The 16,850-nt window shown below is 63.7% G+C and carries 13 protein-coding genes; 8 read left to right on the top strand and 5 right to left on the bottom strand.

Going from position 1 to position 16,850, the window contains the following annotated elements:
- Positions 1 to 410: 410 nt before the first annotated feature.
- The 8 genes from rpmH (at position 411) to C5C17_RS16230 (ending at position 12,369) form a co-directional block, all read left to right on the top strand.
- Positions 411 to 548 (top strand): 50S ribosomal protein L34, encoded by a 138-nt coding sequence (rpmH, locus tag C5C17_RS16270; protein WP_068484134.1) that lies wholly within the window; start codon positions 411 to 413, stop codon positions 546 to 548.
- Positions 487 to 942, top strand: coding sequence for a ribonuclease P protein component (gene rnpA, locus C5C17_RS16265; RefSeq protein ID WP_258066255.1), 456 nt, complete (start codon positions 487 to 489; stop codon positions 940 to 942). The genes rpmH and rnpA overlap by 62 nt, the downstream gene beginning before the upstream one ends.
- Positions 939 to 1,250, top strand: coding sequence for a membrane protein insertion efficiency factor YidD (gene yidD / locus C5C17_RS16260; RefSeq protein ID WP_104254426.1), 312 nt, complete (start codon positions 939 to 941; stop codon positions 1,248 to 1,250). The genes rnpA and yidD overlap by 4 nt, the downstream gene beginning before the upstream one ends.
- Positions 1,251 to 1,271: 21 nt before the next feature.
- The gene (yidC, locus tag C5C17_RS16255) at positions 1,272 to 2,282 is read left to right on the top strand and encodes a membrane protein insertase YidC (protein WP_104254425.1); all 1,011 of its coding nucleotides are present in this window, start codon (positions 1,272 to 1,274) and stop codon (positions 2,280 to 2,282) included.
- Positions 2,283 to 2,325: 43 nt separating this feature from the next.
- Positions 2,326 to 2,835, top strand: coding sequence for a R3H domain-containing nucleic acid-binding protein (locus tag C5C17_RS16250; RefSeq protein ID WP_104254424.1), 510 nt, complete (start codon positions 2,326 to 2,328; stop codon positions 2,833 to 2,835).
- A 280-nt stretch (positions 2,836 to 3,115) separates the two neighbouring features.
- On the top strand, positions 3,116 to 3,754 hold the full coding sequence (gene rsmG, locus C5C17_RS16245; protein ID WP_104254423.1) for a 16S rRNA (guanine(527)-N(7))-methyltransferase RsmG: 639 nt from the start codon (positions 3,116 to 3,118) through the stop codon (positions 3,752 to 3,754).
- Positions 3,755 to 10,006: 6,252 nt separating this feature from the next.
- Positions 10,007 to 10,930 carry a ParA family protein gene (locus tag C5C17_RS16240; RefSeq protein ID WP_104254422.1) on the top strand — a complete coding sequence of 308 codons (924 nt, stop codon included), beginning with the start codon at positions 10,007 to 10,009 and terminating at the stop codon, positions 10,928 to 10,930.
- Between the two features lie 398 nt (positions 10,931 to 11,328).
- The gene (locus tag C5C17_RS16230) at positions 11,329 to 12,369 is read left to right on the top strand and encodes a ParB/RepB/Spo0J family partition protein (RefSeq protein ID WP_374953926.1); all 1,041 of its coding nucleotides are present in this window, start codon (positions 11,329 to 11,331) and stop codon (positions 12,367 to 12,369) included.
- Between the two features lie 97 nt (positions 12,370 to 12,466).
- On the opposite strand, the gene C5C17_RS16225 is transcribed toward C5C17_RS16230, so the two are convergent.
- The 5 genes from C5C17_RS16225 to trxB all read right to left on the bottom strand — a co-directional run bounded on the left by C5C17_RS16225 (position 12,467) and on the right by trxB (position 16,806).
- Entirely contained in the window at positions 12,467 to 13,429 is a 963-nt protein-coding gene (locus C5C17_RS16225) for a D-alanine--D-alanine ligase (protein ID WP_104254421.1), read from the bottom strand.
- 33 nt (positions 13,430 to 13,462) lie between these two features.
- Complete coding sequence (locus C5C17_RS16220) at positions 13,463 to 14,785, bottom strand: PLP-dependent aminotransferase family protein (RefSeq protein WP_104254420.1); 1,323 nt, start codon at positions 14,783 to 14,785, stop codon at positions 13,463 to 13,465.
- A 104-nt stretch (positions 14,786 to 14,889) separates the two neighbouring features.
- Positions 14,890 to 15,375 carry a Cys-tRNA(Pro) deacylase gene (gene ybaK, locus C5C17_RS16215; RefSeq protein ID WP_104254419.1) on the bottom strand — a complete coding sequence of 162 codons (486 nt, stop codon included), beginning with the start codon at positions 15,373 to 15,375 and terminating at the stop codon, positions 14,890 to 14,892.
- 24 nt (positions 15,376 to 15,399) lie between these two features.
- Positions 15,400 to 15,723: a thioredoxin gene (trxA, locus tag C5C17_RS16210; RefSeq protein WP_104244011.1), complete on the bottom strand. Its 324-nt coding sequence runs from the start codon at positions 15,721 to 15,723 to the stop codon at positions 15,400 to 15,402.
- 90 nt (positions 15,724 to 15,813) lie between these two features.
- Entirely contained in the window at positions 15,814 to 16,806 is a 993-nt protein-coding gene (gene trxB / locus C5C17_RS16205) for a thioredoxin-disulfide reductase (RefSeq protein WP_104254617.1), read from the bottom strand.
- Positions 16,807 to 16,850 lie beyond the last annotated feature (44 nt).

Raw genomic sequence — 16,850 nt, 5'->3', positions numbered from 1 at the left:
TCCCCCGTCCCTCTGTACTTCACGAGACCGCATCTCTGCGGACCGCGTCTTCGTGGCTGCACACTCGCAGCATGGTCAACGCACCGGCCGTGTGGCACTGGTGCGCAAGTCATTGTGATCTACCCGGTGAGATATCCACAACTTCTGTGGACAAACAGGCGGGTGCCTGTGCATAACTCGCGGAGGTAGGGGCCCAGCCTACGCCGGATCGCCACGCGCGCCAATCGCTTTGGGAGGATTCGGCATGTCGAGCGCCTGCCGAGCACCGGTGTGAACATAATGCCGGCCCTCTGGCGTCAGTTGACTGCCGGGCCCGGGTCACGTAGGTTAAGGCAGTTGTGCCCTTCGGTAGGGCACTTGTGAAAATCCGTACGGCGTCCGCCGATCGGGTCGTATCTTCCGGAGTTCTCATGTCGAAGCGTACTTTCCAGCCAAACAACCGCCGCCGCGCGAAGACCCACGGCTTCCGCCTGCGTATGCGCACCCGTGCGGGTCGCGCGATCCTCTCGGCTCGTCGCCGCAAGGGTCGCACCGAGCTCTCCGCGTAGCTTCTTGCTTCCCTACGCGAACCGCGTCACCAAGGGCGATGACTATCAGGCCATCGTTCGACGCGGGGTTCGTGTAGGTGCTCGAGGAATCACGGTCAGCGTGCGCGAGCGCGAACAACATGACACACCTACCCGATTCGGCTTCATTGTCTCGAAGCGGGTAGGTGTGGCCGTTGTGCGCAATCGCATTCGTCGGCGCCTCAAGGCGGTGTCCAGGGAGCTGCTCCCTGAGATCGGTCCTGGCTTCGACATCGTGTATCGGGTTCATCCGGAAGCGGCGGAGCTCGGGTTCGATGATCTACGCGAGCGTGCGAGATTCGGGTCGCTACGCGGCGTGCGTCGAATCGGTGCGCCCAGCGACGCTGATCTTCGTGCGTCGAAGTCGGGGAGATGAACGTGCGTGCCGTTCGACGAGCCGCGCTCGTCCCCCGGAACGTGGTCATCGCACTGCTGAACGCGTACCGCTTGGTGATCTCACCGCTCTACGGTGACGTCTGCCGGTATCACCCCAGCTGCTCCGCGTACTCTTTAAGAGCTGTGCAGGTTCATGGCGTCCTCCGGGGCGGCTTCCTCACCGGGCGACGACTCGTTCGCTGCAACCCCTGGGCTGCTGGAGGCATTGACGACGTGCCTGAGCCAGAACACCGAACCACCACCACTACTGCTCGCGGATTCGTCGTCCTGGGCACTAGCGGAACTTAAGAGAAAGACGTCACCGCACTCATGGATATCCTCGGAACCATCTTGTGGCCGATCAAATGGGTCATCGAGCTCATCTTGGTCGGTTTCCACACGCTGTGGACGACGCTCGGTCTCAACGGCACTGATGGTTGGACGTGGATCCTCGCCATCCTCGGCCTGGTGCTCGTGGTCCGCTCCGCCATGATCCCTCTCATGGTGAAGCAGGTGAAGTCCCAGCGCGCGATGATGGATGTCGCTCCTGAGATCAAGAAGATCCAGGACAAGTACAAGGGCAAGCGCGACCAGTTCTCGATGGAGGCCATGCGTCGCGAGACCATGGCTGTCTACCAGCGGACTGGCTCGAACCCGATGGCGGGCTGCTGGCCGCTGCTCGTGCAGATGCCGATCTTCTTCGGTCTCTTCTCCGTGCTCAACGGGGCGCAGCACAACACGGTCGGTGTAGGCGCGCTGAACCAGGAGCTCGCGACGTCCTTCTCGCAGGCGGATATCTGGGGCGCTCCTCTGAGTGCGACGTTCCTCAACAACGATGGCAACGTCGGCGTCCAGATCCTTGCCGGTGTCATGGTCGTCGTCATGACGGTCTCGCAGTTCATCACGCAGAAGCAGATCACTTCCAAGAACGTGTCGCAGGCGACCAAGGAGTCGCCGATGTACCGCCAGCAGCAGATGCTGCTCTACATCCTGCCCCTCACGTTCCTCGTGTCCGGTGTCATGTTCCCGCTGGGTGTCATGACCTACTGGCTCATCTCGAACTTCTGGACCATGGGTCAGCAGTACATCATCATCCGCAACATGCCCACTCCCGGCTCTGAGGCTGCGAAGGCTCGTGAGGAGCGCCTGAAGGCTCGCGGCAAGTGGGTTGAGCCGGAGCGCAAGGACTCCAAGGGGAACGTCATCGTGGAGGCCCCCGTGCAGCAGCCGGCTCAGCGTGCTCAGCCCGTCTCGAAGAACCGAGCCAAGAAGAAGGCAACGGGCGGGAAGCCCGGCGCAGGTGGCGCATCTGGCAAGAGCACCCCGCCCGCGAAGAAGTAGTTTCCCCTCGCCTCGTCCCCTCTCTTTCTCTTAAGGAACCCGAATGACTGAAGCAACCTCCGAGGCCGTCCCCGCTGACGCAGAGACGTCGGATATCCGCGACGACGGGGACATCGCCGCCGACTACCTCGAAGAGCTGCTCGACATCAGCGATGTGGATGGTGACCTCGATATTGAGGTTCGTGAGTCGCGCACGTACATCTCGGTGAACTCCGACGGAGAGTCGAACCTCTCGAAGCTGGCTGATGGGGAGACGGTGGATGCGCTGCAGCATCTGACTCGCCTCGCCGTGCAGGCGGAGACGGGTGAATTCTCAAGGCTCATCCTCGACATCGGCGGTTCACGCGATGCGCGGCGGGGCGAGCTGGCCGGGCTCGTCGACCGGGCAATCACCCGCATCGAGGAAGGCGCCTCGTCCGCCGCCCTGCCTCCGATGTCCTCGTACGAACGCAAGATCGTGCACGACATCGTTTCCGAGCGCGGTTACGTGTCTGAGTCGGAAGGCGAAGCGCGTGAGCGTCACACAGTCATCCGCCCGGCACCCTCGGCCTGACGCGCGGAGTTATCCACAGTAGTTTCCACAGGCGATTATCTGGGGAATTGGCGCGGAATGACCCCTACGGGTAAAACCCCAGGTCAGCGTCGCTTTCCCCGGAGAAGGCCATGTTGCCGGCGTCGCTTCGCTGTTATGCACAGACTTATCCACAGACAGGCCGTCGATCCTGGTTGTCCCGTCTTGTCAAGAAGCCCATCGTGTCAAACTGGCATGAACTGACCGCGATCGCGATTCGCGACTGCGTCGACATATTCACGTTGCGAGAGGGGCATGCCGTATGACTGACCACCCGATTGAACTCGAGATCGAGCCGGCTATCGCGAAGGTGCTCTTCGAGGACCGGATCGAACTCGCTCGTGCGTTCACGTCTGACCTCGCGAAATACGGTGAGCAGCTCGGGCTCGTCGGTCCGCTCGAATACCCCCGCCTCTGGACTCGACACATCGTCAACTCAGTACTCATGGCTCCTCTGCTGCGTCCCGGGCTCGTCGGAGATATCGGTTCAGGCGCCGGTCTTCCCGGCCTCGTGCTGGCTATTGCGCGTCCCGACGTGAACTTCGTTCTGATTGAGCCCATGGAGCGGCGTACAGAGTGGTTGCAGCGTGAGGTGGATGCCCTCGCTCTCACGAACGTGCAGGTGCGTCGTGCGCGAGCCGAGGAGGTGCACGATGAGTTCACCTTCGATCAGCTGACCGCGCGGGCCGTCTCTGCGCTCAGCAAGCTCATCCCGATCACGGTACCTCTTGTTCGCTCCGGCGGCGAGCTCGTGTTCCTCAAGGGCCGATCGGCTGAAGCTGAGATCGAGAAGGCCAGCAAGGCGATCCGAAAGTTCGGCCTCACGGATGTTCGAGTCGAGGAGCTTGGCGAGAACCTCGATACTGAGGCCACGCGGGTCATCCGCGCAACGGTCGACTAGATCGATCGCTCCGCGCCCTCGGCTGCAATTTTGACTTATATCGATATGGCTTGATGCAAGAGGGCTTGAACCCCGGTTTGAGGGCGCTGTCTCGACTCACCTCGGAGGTCTCGACGCAGCCGGGAACGATCTGTATCTGACCAATCGGCGTCGTCGTGCGCGCAGAGTAGTGATGTGTCTCCGAATGCGCGCACCCATCGCAGTTTCTGCCAAGAGAGCAGCTCTTTCTGCTCATTGTTGGCGTTTTTCGCGACAAAGAGGCGATTCTGTTCTCGTTCCACGTGAAACACGTCGCGGATTCATCCCCAACGCGCGGTCATCGAGAAACTGCGAGAACATAGGAGATTTCCTCGCACCCGCGTCCCTCGGGTCTCAGTGTTTGCGTCCTGAAGGGTCGCGCAGCTGACACCCGCTCTACGCGCCAGCGACCTGGAGGTATTCGTGGTCCTTTGAGCTGCAATGCCCTGAGGGTCTCGGCGACGTTGTCTCGAGAATCCGAGGCTGGGTAGAGCTGACAGGCATGGGCGCGTGCGTGCACAACAGGTTCTCGTCACCCAAGCAGCGTCGAGGTCGGAGTGCAGCTCTGTCGCAGACGCCGGCCATCGCCTCCCCACATGCATTGGGCCTGACTTGCTGCCGTAGCTCTAAGGCGCGATCTGGGGCTGGTCCCACCCATCCAGTCCGCTGGCCTGTCTGCCCGCCCCGCACTCACGCGGAGTGGGGAGTGCCTGTCTCTCCCTCGGCAAGAGCGCGTGGGATGTCCGTATGCACGCGATTTACGAGGCTTGGCAATCTACGTTGTCGTAGCGGGCATCGGTTATCAGATCCTTGCTTATTTGATGGGTCGGCCCCCAGTGTGCGAACTAGGACGATCGATTCAGGGACAATGCCGGATGAAGGACCGGCGGTCGTCGTTCATGAGTGCGCAGGGTCGCAGGTTGGGCGCGGACTGACCAAGAACCTTCAAGAAGTCTCGCCCCAACCGGTTGGATCCCGTTGTTCGTATGAGGATGTTTCACGTGGAACCGTGGGTTTCTCGTCCGAGAGGCCATGGAAGTGCCAAATCTCGGTGGACATCGTTGGGTCATGGGTCATGGGTCATGGGTTTACGGGATGGATGCGCGATGACACAACCCGAAGTTGACGAGGTGGCCGGCCGCAGAAGGACTCAGCGTGCCGAAGAGGCACCCAGGCGCTCAGGATCCGATCGTGCCGTCCCTCGAGCGCGGACATCGGGTTTCACGTGGAACAGAACGAGAAAACTCCGATATCTGGAGTGATTGCTTGTGGTGTGGTCGCACTCAGCTCCCGATATTCGGGCCGTTCCACGTGAAACGGACACTCGCCTGTAGTGCGACCCCAGTCTAGAGCGGCTGCAGAAGGAGCAGAAAGAGTGCAGTCGTTAGCGCGCCAGAGCACCAATCACCCACCGTGCTCATTCTGGCGATCGAAACGTGGGGTCGAGGGCGGTCTAGCTTTACGGTCCCCGCCGAGTGTCGGTGTCCGGTGTCGGGATCGGCTCAGTGTTGATTGGTATGCGGAATGGACTTCCCGGTCGGTCTTGCTAGGGCTGTTGCGTTGTTGCACGCTATTCCGGCGTGCTGAGCAACGCAGAATGCCGCCGACCCCTCAGACCTGTATTGCCCAGCCCGCGATGCCCACGCCGATCGCAGCGCTGACGTGCGTCGACTGCGTGCCGGAACGATCCTCGTTTCACGTGAATCGCACGGCCGCAGCGTTTCGTGCCAAACGCTGATCGGTCGGGCCGCAGGGCCCCACGAAAATATGCCCCCCCGCCCTGACGGGGAGCATATTGGCCAACGGCTGTCGGTTGGACAAGTCGAGACACGGCATATGCAGAACGCGGCACGCTTGTTGTGCGCAGCCACTGACCGATTCTCGGCAGCTGCCGGCTCTCGATGCTGCCAATCCAACCGCTGTTATCTACATGTAGACGTTGTGACGGGCGCCCGGCCTCGTCGCGTGCAATTGATTGCCGAATTGTGCTCGATGAGCGGGGCAATCTGAAGATGCTGGAATGTCTGCGGCGGTGGAGCCGTCAGTAGCGAGTCGCGGCCGCGACCTCAGGTGCGAGTCCTGACGTGCGAGTCGTGAGCTGTGAGACGGCGGGTCCAAGGGATCCGACCTCCTGCTGAGGCCCTGGCCCGCTGCAAAGTTCAGCACTCGGTAGCGCGGTGCCGCAATTCTCTCTGCACGCGCGGGCAATGCATCTAGCGGGCCCTCGTATTGCTCCCGGATGAGGTCCGCTCTAGGCCCAACTCTGTCGCCTGATTTTGTGATCCGTGACGCTGCTGCCGTCTGCGACAGCTGTTGCTTTCTGTACCTGGGTCAGCACTTCCGCACCGAGACCGATGCCCGAGGCTGTTGCCGGTCCCTGGTCCTGGTCCACTTCTGACGAATGGGAGTTGGTATTGACTGACCGTTTCACGTGAAACGGCCACGCCTCGTGATTCGTGTTCGCATTGCAGAAGCCCGGGACGGGGTTCCGTTTCACGTGGACGCTGACGGTGGTCAGCTTCTCTGTTTCGCGTGAAACAACTAGCCCCTCATCCCTCAGCCCACCGAGGATCCACGTGATGCCGTTGTTCTGTTGAGCTCGGATCGGCAGGCCCACGTCCACGTCCCGTCCACGTCCACGTACGTCTACGTCTACGTCCACGTCCTGGCTACGTCGACGAGGTCTACTCCTGGACGCCCCACGCCCCACGCCACGCGCACACACGCGTCTACGTCTACGCCTACGCCTACGCCTACGCCTACGCCTACGTCTACTTCTATGCCTACGTCTACGTGTACGTCTGTGCCTGTGCCTGTGTCTGCGTCTGCGTCTGACTCGACGTCCACACCCATGCGCACGCCTGCGCCTAGGCGCACGCTCGCCTACGCCCGCGCCTACATATGCTCACGCGAACGCGAACGCGAACGCGAACGTCAACGTCAACGTCAACGTCAACGTCAACGTCAACGTCAACGCTCACGCTCACGCTCACGCTCACCGAGGCGTGGGGGGCTAGAGCTGTGGTCGGTGCCGTTCCACCGGCTTGGCCCCTCTCATAAGCCATGATTCGGAGCCGAGGCCCGGGCTCGAGCGCGTGGATGCCCGGGTTCCCGGCGTCTGTTTCACGTGAAACGGCGGCCTACACTCCGGGTCGGGCTCCCGGTCAGTAGTCGTTTCACGTGAAACTTCGCGCCGACCATATGTTGAACTTGAACGCCGCGTAACGGCGGGGCGCGACTTGACCGGCCCGGCGTGCACGCTGGTTGTGTGTGACTCCCCGCCCTGCACATCGAGCAGGCCGGACGGGGTCCCGCTCAGCAGGGTCCCAGGAACTCCTTCAAACCCAGGAAGGCCGCGGAGCATGGGCGGCGCTGACGTATCCAGCAGAACGGGCAGTTGCGTGAGCGGTCGCTGTCTTCTTCTCATTGTTGGGCGGTCCAATGTACTTGTACTGTGCCTCGAGCGCCGGTGCGGGGACAAGGTAGCTATGCCTGGATCCGTCTGGTGGAGGGGGTCATGTCATGGGTCATGTTGGCACCTGCTAGAACTGGGGAGGGGCACAAGGCACCCGCATGCCCAACAGTCGTCGGACAATCCAAGGAGTCTCAACTCATCTGGATGGATGGGCCTGCTGCTGAGTGTGAGTTGGGATGGGTCTTCGCTCCGGTTGAGTACGGTGGAGGACACCCGCAGAACACTTCCCGCTCGACGTTTTCTGGCCCACAGAGTGGCCGACTCCGATCGAGGGAGCAGAATCGCCGCACGGCTCAGCGTTGGGGCGCTGCCGGCCGGGACGACGTAGGGGAGGCAACGCGTTGCACGTGAAACGGATCCAGTACAGACAGACCCTGCGTCGTCTGAACTCGTCTTGGTTGGGCAGAAGAGTTCTCCATGCTCCCAAGGGCTGGCCCGTGGGGTGCGTGATCGGTACGAACTTCCTTCGCGACTGAGGCGCCGAGCGGCCGACATCAAGACAGAGGAGGTGGGCACAACCAGAAATAGACCGACTGGGACTGGCGCGCACCGACCTGTCCCTTCTCCGACTCGCTCCTCCTGCCAGACGCCACCCAATACACGCCAGGGAACCTCATCCAGGGGAGGCGGGAGAATCATTGGTCTATCGAGTGCTGGTGCCAGCCAGGCCGGGATTGCCGACGAATGGTGCCTGGGGTGAGATCTCGCTCACACACGTACACGTCCAGCGCGTGGCCGCTCCAGGTGAAAGATCGGAGCCCGTGCGGTACCAAGAGGGCGAGTACTAGTTGACACGAATCGCACCGCAAGAGCGCGTGCAGAACTGCTCCAACCCTGGGATGAGTAAACGAGGCCGGCTGGTGGTGTGCGAACTAGACAGCCCAATGTGTTGTGTGCCGTAGCCTGCGAGGGCCAGGCTGTGCGACACGCAAGCAGAGGACTGGACTGGGAGTACCAGGTCGGGGCAGTCAGTGCCAACATGCGGGCCCATGAGTCGGCACGAGTTACCACGCATCGACCCACGCTCCTCTGCTGCTGCCAGAGTATTTGCTTGCCCCAACGTAGGACTTCACCGTGCGCGATGCTCGACATGTTTCACGTGGAACGACGCCGCATCGGGTTGTCCATCGGTGAACTCAATGCCGAGGCATGCGGTCATCTCTCGGTCTTGATCCCGATCTGAGCACGAAGCAGCTTGGGCTTGGGCTTGGGCTTGGGCTGGGGCCGGGGCCGGGCAAGACTGCATCCCACCACTCCCTGTCCAGAGCGGAGCGAGCTCTAGGTGGATCATGCAGAAGTCGGGCCAGGTGAGCCGGGAGTGACTCGGGCGAACCGTTCTATACATTCATGTCCTTTGCGTGGGACGTGGACGTGGGTGGATCCTTGCCCTGGACCTGGAGCACAGAGATGGCGGTCTGTGTGAGGTGTTGCGAGGTGGGCGCAACCGGCTGCACGACTCTGATGACTCTGTTGCTTCGAGACTTCGTGGCGCAACTAATGTGCCAGAGTCAGTGCCAGTAGTTGCGGGTTATCCCTAGCAATTAGCGCTCTGAGCTCAAGCGCGGTTCGCAGTCACGAAATGCACTGGGCTGACACGGGTTCGGAAACTCGCTGGGTCGCTCGACCCTTGAGTGTCGTCGATCCCCGATTCGGTCAGGCGAGATCACGATCTTGGCGCGGGGTTCTACTTCTACCGCTAGTGTGCATTCCGCAGCGCGTTCGCATCCGCGCTCTCACCACCGGAGGTTTCACGTGGAACGCTCGGTCGTGGCAATACGTTCGGGCGGGCAGGCGTGTTCATGGAGCTGCCGAACCTCGACTTCTGGCGCTGCGTGGTGCGAAAGCGAGGGGTGTGAAGGGCTTGGCGGCATGCGGAGTCCGTACGCATTGACCGGAGCTTCGGAAGAGAGGTTTCTAGTCAAGTTGCGCTTTCGGGCTTGTTTCACGTGAAACTCCAGGCTGTAAGCCACGGGGCCAAGACGCACCGTCCGTCTTGATGCCCCCATCTGCTCATCTCTCAGTCCGTGCGGCCGCGCCTACTCAGGCCGGTGGTGCGGCTCCGGGGCTCCGTGGCCGCCGGTCCCAGGCCTACATTCCGGGCGGTTCCTATCCTGGGCCTGAGTGGAAGGCAAGCTTTCGCGGGCATGGAGAGGGATGAGAGAGAGCCCCGTCCACTTCAGTTCTAATCTCGTTTATCCTGACCGGTGCGACCGGCCCCTGTGCGGTGCGCACCTGCGCAGAGACTCCTTGCCATTCCGGGAGGAAGATTGCTTCAGCCACCCCGCCGTGGTCTAGATCCGAATATTCATGCGCTTGCCTCCCGTTCCACGTGAAACGGGCATGAACTGACCAGACCCCTTCATCAACTCCTGACGGTGCGTGCTGGGTCTTTCATCCGATTGCGAGTCTGGCCTCGCGGCCCGAGGAAGGGCGACGCATTCCCACGCGACAGAGATCCAGTGTGCGTACACGAAAACTATGGCCCCGACCGGACCCCCGTGAGAAGTGAGCTCAGCTCTTCACCCCTTCCGAATCTTCGCGACTTCAAACGGGGACGAGAGAGCACCGACCGTGTTGACTCTGCTCCCCGCACTAACTTGACAACCGAACCCTGTGGCTGAGGTTGAAGTAGAGTCCCGTGTTTCACGTGAAACTGGCCCGGCGCGACCAGACTCGGCGATTCCACAACTCTGAGCGTCGCCGCGTTTCCATTGTGGATGTGAGGCACAATTGAGACGTCTACTTGAGGGAGAGCATTCTTGAAAGCTTCATCTGCCGGCGACGCAGCGACGCCACCAGCGTCGGGGCTCGACGATTCACCGCTCGCGACAGCATTGTCTGAGCTGAACCAGCGCAGGAAAAGCCTGGTCAAGAAGGAAGTTCCCCTCCCCAACCACACGCGGATCTTCACGATCTCCAACCAGAAGGGCGGCGTGGGTAAGACGACGACCGCCGTCAATCTGGCCGCGGCTCTCGCTACCCTCGGTGCCCGGGTCCTGGTGATCGACCTGGACCCCCAGGGCAACGCTTCCACGGCCCTTGGCATCGAACACCGCGGAGAAACCGCTGGCACATACGAAGCGCTCCTCGACGGCGAGCCACTGCGTGAGCTGATGCAACAGTGCCCTGATATCGACACGCTGTGGTGCGTCCCGGCCACGCTCGACCTCGCAGGCGCAGAGATCGAGCTCGTCAACCTCGACAAGCGCGACTACCGACTCCGACAGGCCATCGCCGCCCTCCTCGACGAGACCACCGGCACTGAGCAAGAGTTCCACTACATCTTCATCGACTGCCCTCCCTCCCTCGGGCTGCTGACGATCAACGCATTCGTCGCCGCTCGAGAGGTGCTCATCCCCATCCAGTGCGAGTACTACGCACTCGAAGGACTCGGTCAGCTGATCTCGAACCTCAACCTCCTCTCGCAGGACCTCAACCCGCAGCTTCGGCTGACCACGATCCTGCTGACGATGTACGACGGGCGAACCAACCTCTCCCAGGAAGTCGCCGCTGACGTTCGCGAGCACTTCCCGCAAGAAACGCTCAAGGTCGCCATACCGCGCACCGTGCGCATCTCCGAAGCCCCGAGCTTCGGCAAGACCATCATTTCCCACGAACCAACCTCGACCGGCGCGATCGCGTATCTCGAGGCGGCCGTCGAAATCGCCCAGCGAGGAGCATAACCACCATGGCAACCAAGAAACGCACCGGACTCGGACGAGGCATCGGCGCTCTCATCCCGACCTCAGACAGAGGCGCCTCGCGCCCTTCAGACGTGTTCTTCGACAGCGAGACACCGGCCTACCCAACCACTGCATCGTCACGCACCAATGCAGCCGGGTCTGCGACGAACACAGACGGAGCGCCGGAGGACGCCTCGACGGCGACTCCGGTTTCGGAGAAGCCCGCAGCCGCCACACCCAAGCGGGCGACGCCCGCGCGCGCTCCCCGAGCAAAGGTGCCCGCAGTGGATGCCGCGACGGCAAAGTCCGGTACCGGCAGGAAGACCGGGCCAGACAAGGCACCAGCAAAGAAGACAGCAACAGTGGCATCGAAAGCGCGCACCACCGCCACACCGCCCGTGGATGACGAAGCCGCCGTGTCGGCCGACACGATCGGAACAACCGCATCGACGGACGCTACTGAATCGAGGAAGATCGATTCAGCGGTGCCAGCGGCTGGAACACTCGACAACACCGCAACTGCGACGGCCGCCGCAACTGCCGAGAACCAAGGCCTCGATGACGCAACCGAGGACGAAGACACCGACGGCCTCGTTGAGATCCCCGGCGCCACTCTGCGGGCTCTGGATCCGAACCGCATCGTTCCGAACGCGCACCAGCCTCGGACGGAGTTCGACGAAGATGCGCTGCAGGAGCTCATCACGTCGGTTCGGGAGTTCGGCGTGCTCCAGCCGATCGTCGTGCGCCCCATCCCTGCCGATCATCCGCTGCGGGATGAGGCCGACTTCGAGCTCATCATGGGCGAGCGTCGCCTGCGCGCGACGAAGGCCGCAGGTTTGGAGAGCATCCCCGCCGTCATCCGGAACACGGAAGACGACGTCATGCTGCGTGACGCGCTTCTCGAGAACCTGCACCGCAGTCAGCTCAACCCGCTCGAAGAAGCATCGGCGTACCAGCAGCTGCTCAACGACTTCGGGATCACCCAAGAGGTGCTCGCAGAACGCATCGGCCGTTCGCGTCCACAGATCAGCAACACGCTGCGCCTCCTCCGCCTCCCGCTGGAAGTCCAGCGTCGTGTCGCGGCCGGAGTTCTCTCAGCCGGTCACGCACGCGCGATCCTCAGCGCCGGGGAACCCGCTGCGATGCAGCAGCTTGCCGACAAGATCGTCAACGAAGACCTCAGCGTTCGATCCGCTGAGGCGGCCGCCGCGAAGTCGAGCAGCGCCAAGGCCGACACGCAGGCACCCATCCACAAGGAACCACGCAGCGGTCTCACCGGCTACCTCGACGAGATCGGCGAGCAGCTCGGCGACCGGCTCAACACCCGCGTCAAGGTCACCCTGCGCCGTACCAAGGGGCAGATCGTCGTCGACTTCGCCTCGATCGCCGATCTCAACCGCATCCTTGAAGAACTCGGCGAGTCCGCGCCCGGCAAGTAGCCGCATGAAGCGCTGAGAACACCGCACGGACAACGGAGCGGGTGGATGCGCCTTGCGGCTCATCCACCCGCTCCGTTGTCCGAGGCTCGGTGTGGAGCTACTCGAGCGGCCCGCGCGCGGCGGCCGCGGCGGCCAGCTGCGCGTAGATGGCGCTCAACTCCGAGTCGTCCGCTTCGATGCCCAGCGGCACGATCGAGGTCTCAGTGAGTCCGGGAATCGGGTCGGCTTCGAGGAACCAGACAACACCCGCTTCGTCGACGATGAAGTCCGCACGGGCGATGTCCGACAGCCCGATGCTCGCGATCGCCAGGAGTGCGGCGTCACTGACGCGCGCGGCCTCGTCCTCGGAGAGCCTGGCCGGCGCGTAGTAGGTCGTCTCACCGGCGTTGTAGCGAGCCTCGTAGTCGTACACGCCGTTGTTCGCGACGACCTCGACCGCGGGGAGCGCGAGGGGCTCGCCGTCGAGGTCGAGCACGCCGACCATCACCTCACGGCCCTCGATGCGCTTCTCGATGATGACGGTGTCGTCGTAGGTGAACGCGGTGACGAGCGCCTGCGGGAGCTCCTCGAACGACGTCACCGACGTGACGCCCTGCGCGGAGCCGCCTTCGACGGGCTTCACGACAGCTGGCAGCTCGATTCCGCGCGCGATGAGGCGCATCACCGCCTCAGCTCCCAGCTCGCGGAAGGTGCTGTTCTCGAGCACGATGGAAGGGGGTGTCGCCAGGCCCGCGCGCTTCGCGATAGCCTTCGCGGTCGCCTTGTTCCAGGCAAGCCGCGCGGAGGTCGGCCGTGAGCCGACGTACGGGAAGCGGCCGGCCCGGAGCAGCGAGTAAAGGGCTCCGTTCTCGCCGCTCGAGCCGTGCAGCAGCGGCCACACGACGTCGGGCTGCGTCTCCTCCAGGAACCCGAGCAGAGACGCGTCAGGCTCGCGGATGGTGACGTCCGCGCCTGCGCGGCTGAGCGCATCCGCAACGCGCCGACCGGAGCGCAGCGACACGTCTCGCTCATGCGAGATGCCGCCGGAGAGGATGACGACGTGCAGGCCCTCGATGCTCAATGGGGTTCCCTTCGTAGGAGGCAGGTGCCGCGGTCAGGAGATGTTCGGCGGGGGCATGTTGACGCGGTCCTCGTCCGGCCCGCGGCGCGTCGATGTGCCGAACGTCTCGACGAGGTCGAGCTCGCCATTGATCACGTTCGCGAGGCGTCGCACGCCCAGCTTGATGCGCTCGGGAGTGGGGTAGCAGAACGAGAGGCGCATCTCGTGGCGGCCACGGCCATCGGCGAAGAACGCGGTGCCCGGCGTGTAGGCCACGAGTTCCTTCACGGCGCGAGGCAGCATCTGCTTCGAGTCGAGCTGCTCCGTGAGGCGCACCCACACGAAGAAACCGCCGTCTGGCTTGGTCCAGCTGAGCTGCGGCAGATGCTCGTTGAGGGCCTGGTCCATGGCGTCGCGGCGCTCGCGATACACGGCACGGTACCCCTCGATCTGCTGCTGCCAATCGCTCTGCCGCAGGTACTCCGTCACCACCCACTGGTTGAACGTCGACGGCGACAGGATGGACGCCTCGACGGCGAGGATCAGCTTCTCTCGGATGGCGTGCGGTGCCAGGGCCCAGCCGACGCGCAGGCCGGGCGAGAGAATCTTCGAGAACGAACCGAGGTAGATGACGTTCTCGGCGTCCATGGAACGCAGCGCGGGGAGGCCGGGCTTGTCGAAGTACAGAAGCCCGTACGGATTGTCCTCGAGGATGAGGATGTGCTCGCGCTTGCAGATCTCGAGCACCCGGATGCGACGCTCGAGGCTCATGGTGACGCCGGCGGGGTTGTTGTAGTTCGCGACCGTGTACAGGAACTTGATGGTCCTGCCCTCGGCGCGCAGGTGTGCGATGGTCTCCTCTAGCGCTTCGGGGATGAGGCCGTCGTCGTCGATCGCGACGTGCGCGACGTCCGCCTGGTAGGACTTGAACGTGCCGAGCGCGCCGACGTAGCTGGGTGCCTCCGCGAGGACGACGTCGCCGGGGTTGAGGAAGAGCTTCGACACGAGGTCGAGTGCGTGCTGCGAGCCGGTCGTCGTGACGACGTCATCCGCGGAGGCATCGTTGATGCCCTCGAGGCTCATGACCTGCAGAATCTGCTCTCGAACCTCGGGGATGCCCTGTCCGCCGCCGTATTGCAGCGCCTCGGAGCCGTGCTCGCGCATCATCGTGGTGAAGGCAGAGTGGATGAGCTCCTCTGGGAGCGCCTTCACGAACGGCATGCCGCCGGCGAGAGACACGACCTCGGGTCGGGAGGCGACGGCGAAGAGGGCTCGGACCTCGCTGGCGGCCAGACCGGCGGTGCGGTCGGCGTAGCTGGTGTACCACGGGTCAAGGTTGCGGCCTGTCTGCGGGCCGACGTCTCCTGGATGCGTCACGGGGTTCCTTCGCGAGAGTCGAAATCCCAGGATACGCCCGAGCGAAGAGTTCCATCGCGAACCGCATGCAGGAAGTGGACTGCATGGCCCTGCCGCGTCCGGGGTCAGTCGCGCGCGATCGGCACGCGCTGGCCCTCGGTAGCGTGCAGAAGAGCGCCGGGCGCTACCTCGATGTCGAGGCCGCGCCGACCACCGGAGACGAAGATGGTGGGATGCGCGAACGCGGACTCGTCGAGGTACGTGGCCAGGCGCATCCGCTGCCCGAACGGGCTGATGCCACCGCGCACGTATCCGGTGCGCTTCTCGGCGAGCGCCGTGTCGGCGAGGGCCGCGCGCTTGCAGCCGGCCGCATGGGCGAGGGAGCGCAGGTCGAGGGACCCGCTGACGGGGACCACGGCGACCGCGAGCTGCTTGTCATCCAGCTGCACGACGAGCGTCTTGAAGACGCGTGCCTCGTCGATGCCGAGCTTCTCGGCCGCTTCCGCCCCGAACGCAGAGACGCCGGGGTCGTGCACGTAGCTATGAACCACGTGCTCGACCCCGGCTGCGTCGAGCGCCCTCGTCGCGGGGGTGATGGGCGCTCGCGCCATATCTGCGTGACCTAGCTCTGCGGCTTAGCCCAGGTAGTCGGCGAACTGCTTCTCAAGGGCCGCGCGCGGGTACGCGCCGACGACCTCCTTGACGACCTCGCCGTTCGAGAACAGCTTGAGGGCGGGGATGCTCGTGATGCGGAACTTCATGGCCAGGTCGGGCTCGTCATCGACGTTCACCTTGACGATGGAGAGGTTCTCGTGGGCTTCGCTCATCTGGTCGAGCACAGGCGCGACCTGACGGCACGGGCCGCACCAGGGGGCCCAGAAGTCGACGATGACGGGACCTGGGGCGTCTGCCACGATCTGGTCGAAGTTCGCCGTGGTGGCGACGATCGGTTCTGACATTGGTACCTCCGTGGGAGTTGTCGTGCTTCGTGGTGGATGGTGTTCGGCGCGGAGTGCCTGCCCGGATTGAGCGGATGCGGCACCAGCGGGTCAGACGATGACGGTCTCGTTCTCGGTGACCGCGGCTGCTGCCTGCTGCTCGGACTCGTCCGCGATGGGCTCGGGCTGCGCGGCGAGGTACGCCTCGGCGTCCAATGCGGCAACCGTGCCGGACCCTGCGGCTGTGATGGCCTGGCGGTAGTGCGGGTCGATGACGTCGCCGGCCGCGAAGACGCCGGGGATGCTGGTGCGCGAGGAGCGGCCGTCGACCCAGATGGTGCCTTCGTCGGTGATGTCGAGGATGTTCTTGAACAGTTCGATGCGCGGGTCGTTGCCGATGGCGACGAACACGCCGGTGACTGGCAGCTCGGTGCGTTCGTTGGTCGCGGTGTTGAGCACGCTCGCACCCTCGACGCTGGCCTCGCCGGCGATGTCCTCGATGCGGGAGTTGAGCATCCAGTCGATCTTCGGGTTGTGCTCCGCGCGCTCGCGCATGATGACCGACGCGCGCAGGTTCTCGGAGCGGTGGATGATCGTGACCTTGCTGGCGAAGCGCGTCAGGAAGGTCGCCTCCTCCATGGCCGAGTCGCCGCCGCCGACGACGGCGATGTGCTGGTCCTTGAAGAACGCGCCGTCGCAGGTCGCGCACCAGGAGACGCCGCGGCCGGAGAGACGGGCTTCCGCGTCGAGACCGAGCTTCCGGTACGCGGACCCCGTGGAGATGATGACGGTGCGCGCTTCGAAGTCTCCGCTGTACGAGGTGGAGACCCGCTTGACGTCACCGTCGAGCTCGACGGAGGTGACGTCGTCGTAGACGAGCTCGGCGCCGAAGCGCTCGGCTTGCGCCTGCATGCGCTCCATCAGCTCGGGCCCCATGATGCCCTCGGGGAAGCCGGGGAAGTTCTCGACGTCGGTCGTGTTCATGAGCTCGCCGCCGACTTCGACGCTCGAGGTGATGACAACCGGCTTGAGGCCCGCGCGCGCCGCGTAGATGGCGGCGGTGTAGCCCGCGGGGCCGGAGCCGATGATGATGACGTTCCGCATGAGTCCTCCGCACTTCTTCGGACCGCGGGAATCGCGGCTCGACA

The sequence above is a fragment of the Pseudoclavibacter sp. RFBA6 genome, assembly GCF_002931575.1.
Taxonomy (GTDB): Bacteria; Actinomycetota; Actinomycetes; order Actinomycetales; family Microbacteriaceae; genus Pseudoclavibacter; species Pseudoclavibacter terrae.
The sequence above is the reverse complement of the archived record's forward strand: the minus strand, read 5'-3'. Positions and strand labels throughout refer to the sequence as shown.

Coding starts and splice junctions, on each gene's coding strand:
- rpmH (WP_068484134.1), top strand. CDS start 411: ATGTCGAAGCGTACTTTCCAGCCAAACAACCGCCGCCGCGCGAAGACC.
- yidC (WP_104254425.1), top strand. CDS start 1,272: ATGGATATCCTCGGAACCATCTTGTGGCCGATCAAATGGGTCATCGAG.
- C5C17_RS16250 (WP_104254424.1), top strand. CDS start 2,326: ATGACTGAAGCAACCTCCGAGGCCGTCCCCGCTGACGCAGAGACGTCG.
- yidD (WP_104254426.1), top strand. CDS start 939: ATGAACGTGCGTGCCGTTCGACGAGCCGCGCTCGTCCCCCGGAACGTG.
- ybaK (WP_104254419.1), bottom strand. CDS start 15,375: ATGGCGCGAGCGCCCATCACCCCCGCGACGAGGGCGCTCGACGCAGCC.
- rsmG (WP_104254423.1), top strand. CDS start 3,116: ATGACTGACCACCCGATTGAACTCGAGATCGAGCCGGCTATCGCGAAG.
- trxB (WP_104254617.1), bottom strand. CDS start 16,806: ATGCGGAACGTCATCATCATCGGCTCCGGCCCCGCGGGCTACACCGCC.
- trxA (WP_104244011.1), bottom strand. CDS start 15,723: ATGTCAGAACCGATCGTCGCCACCACGGCGAACTTCGACCAGATCGTG.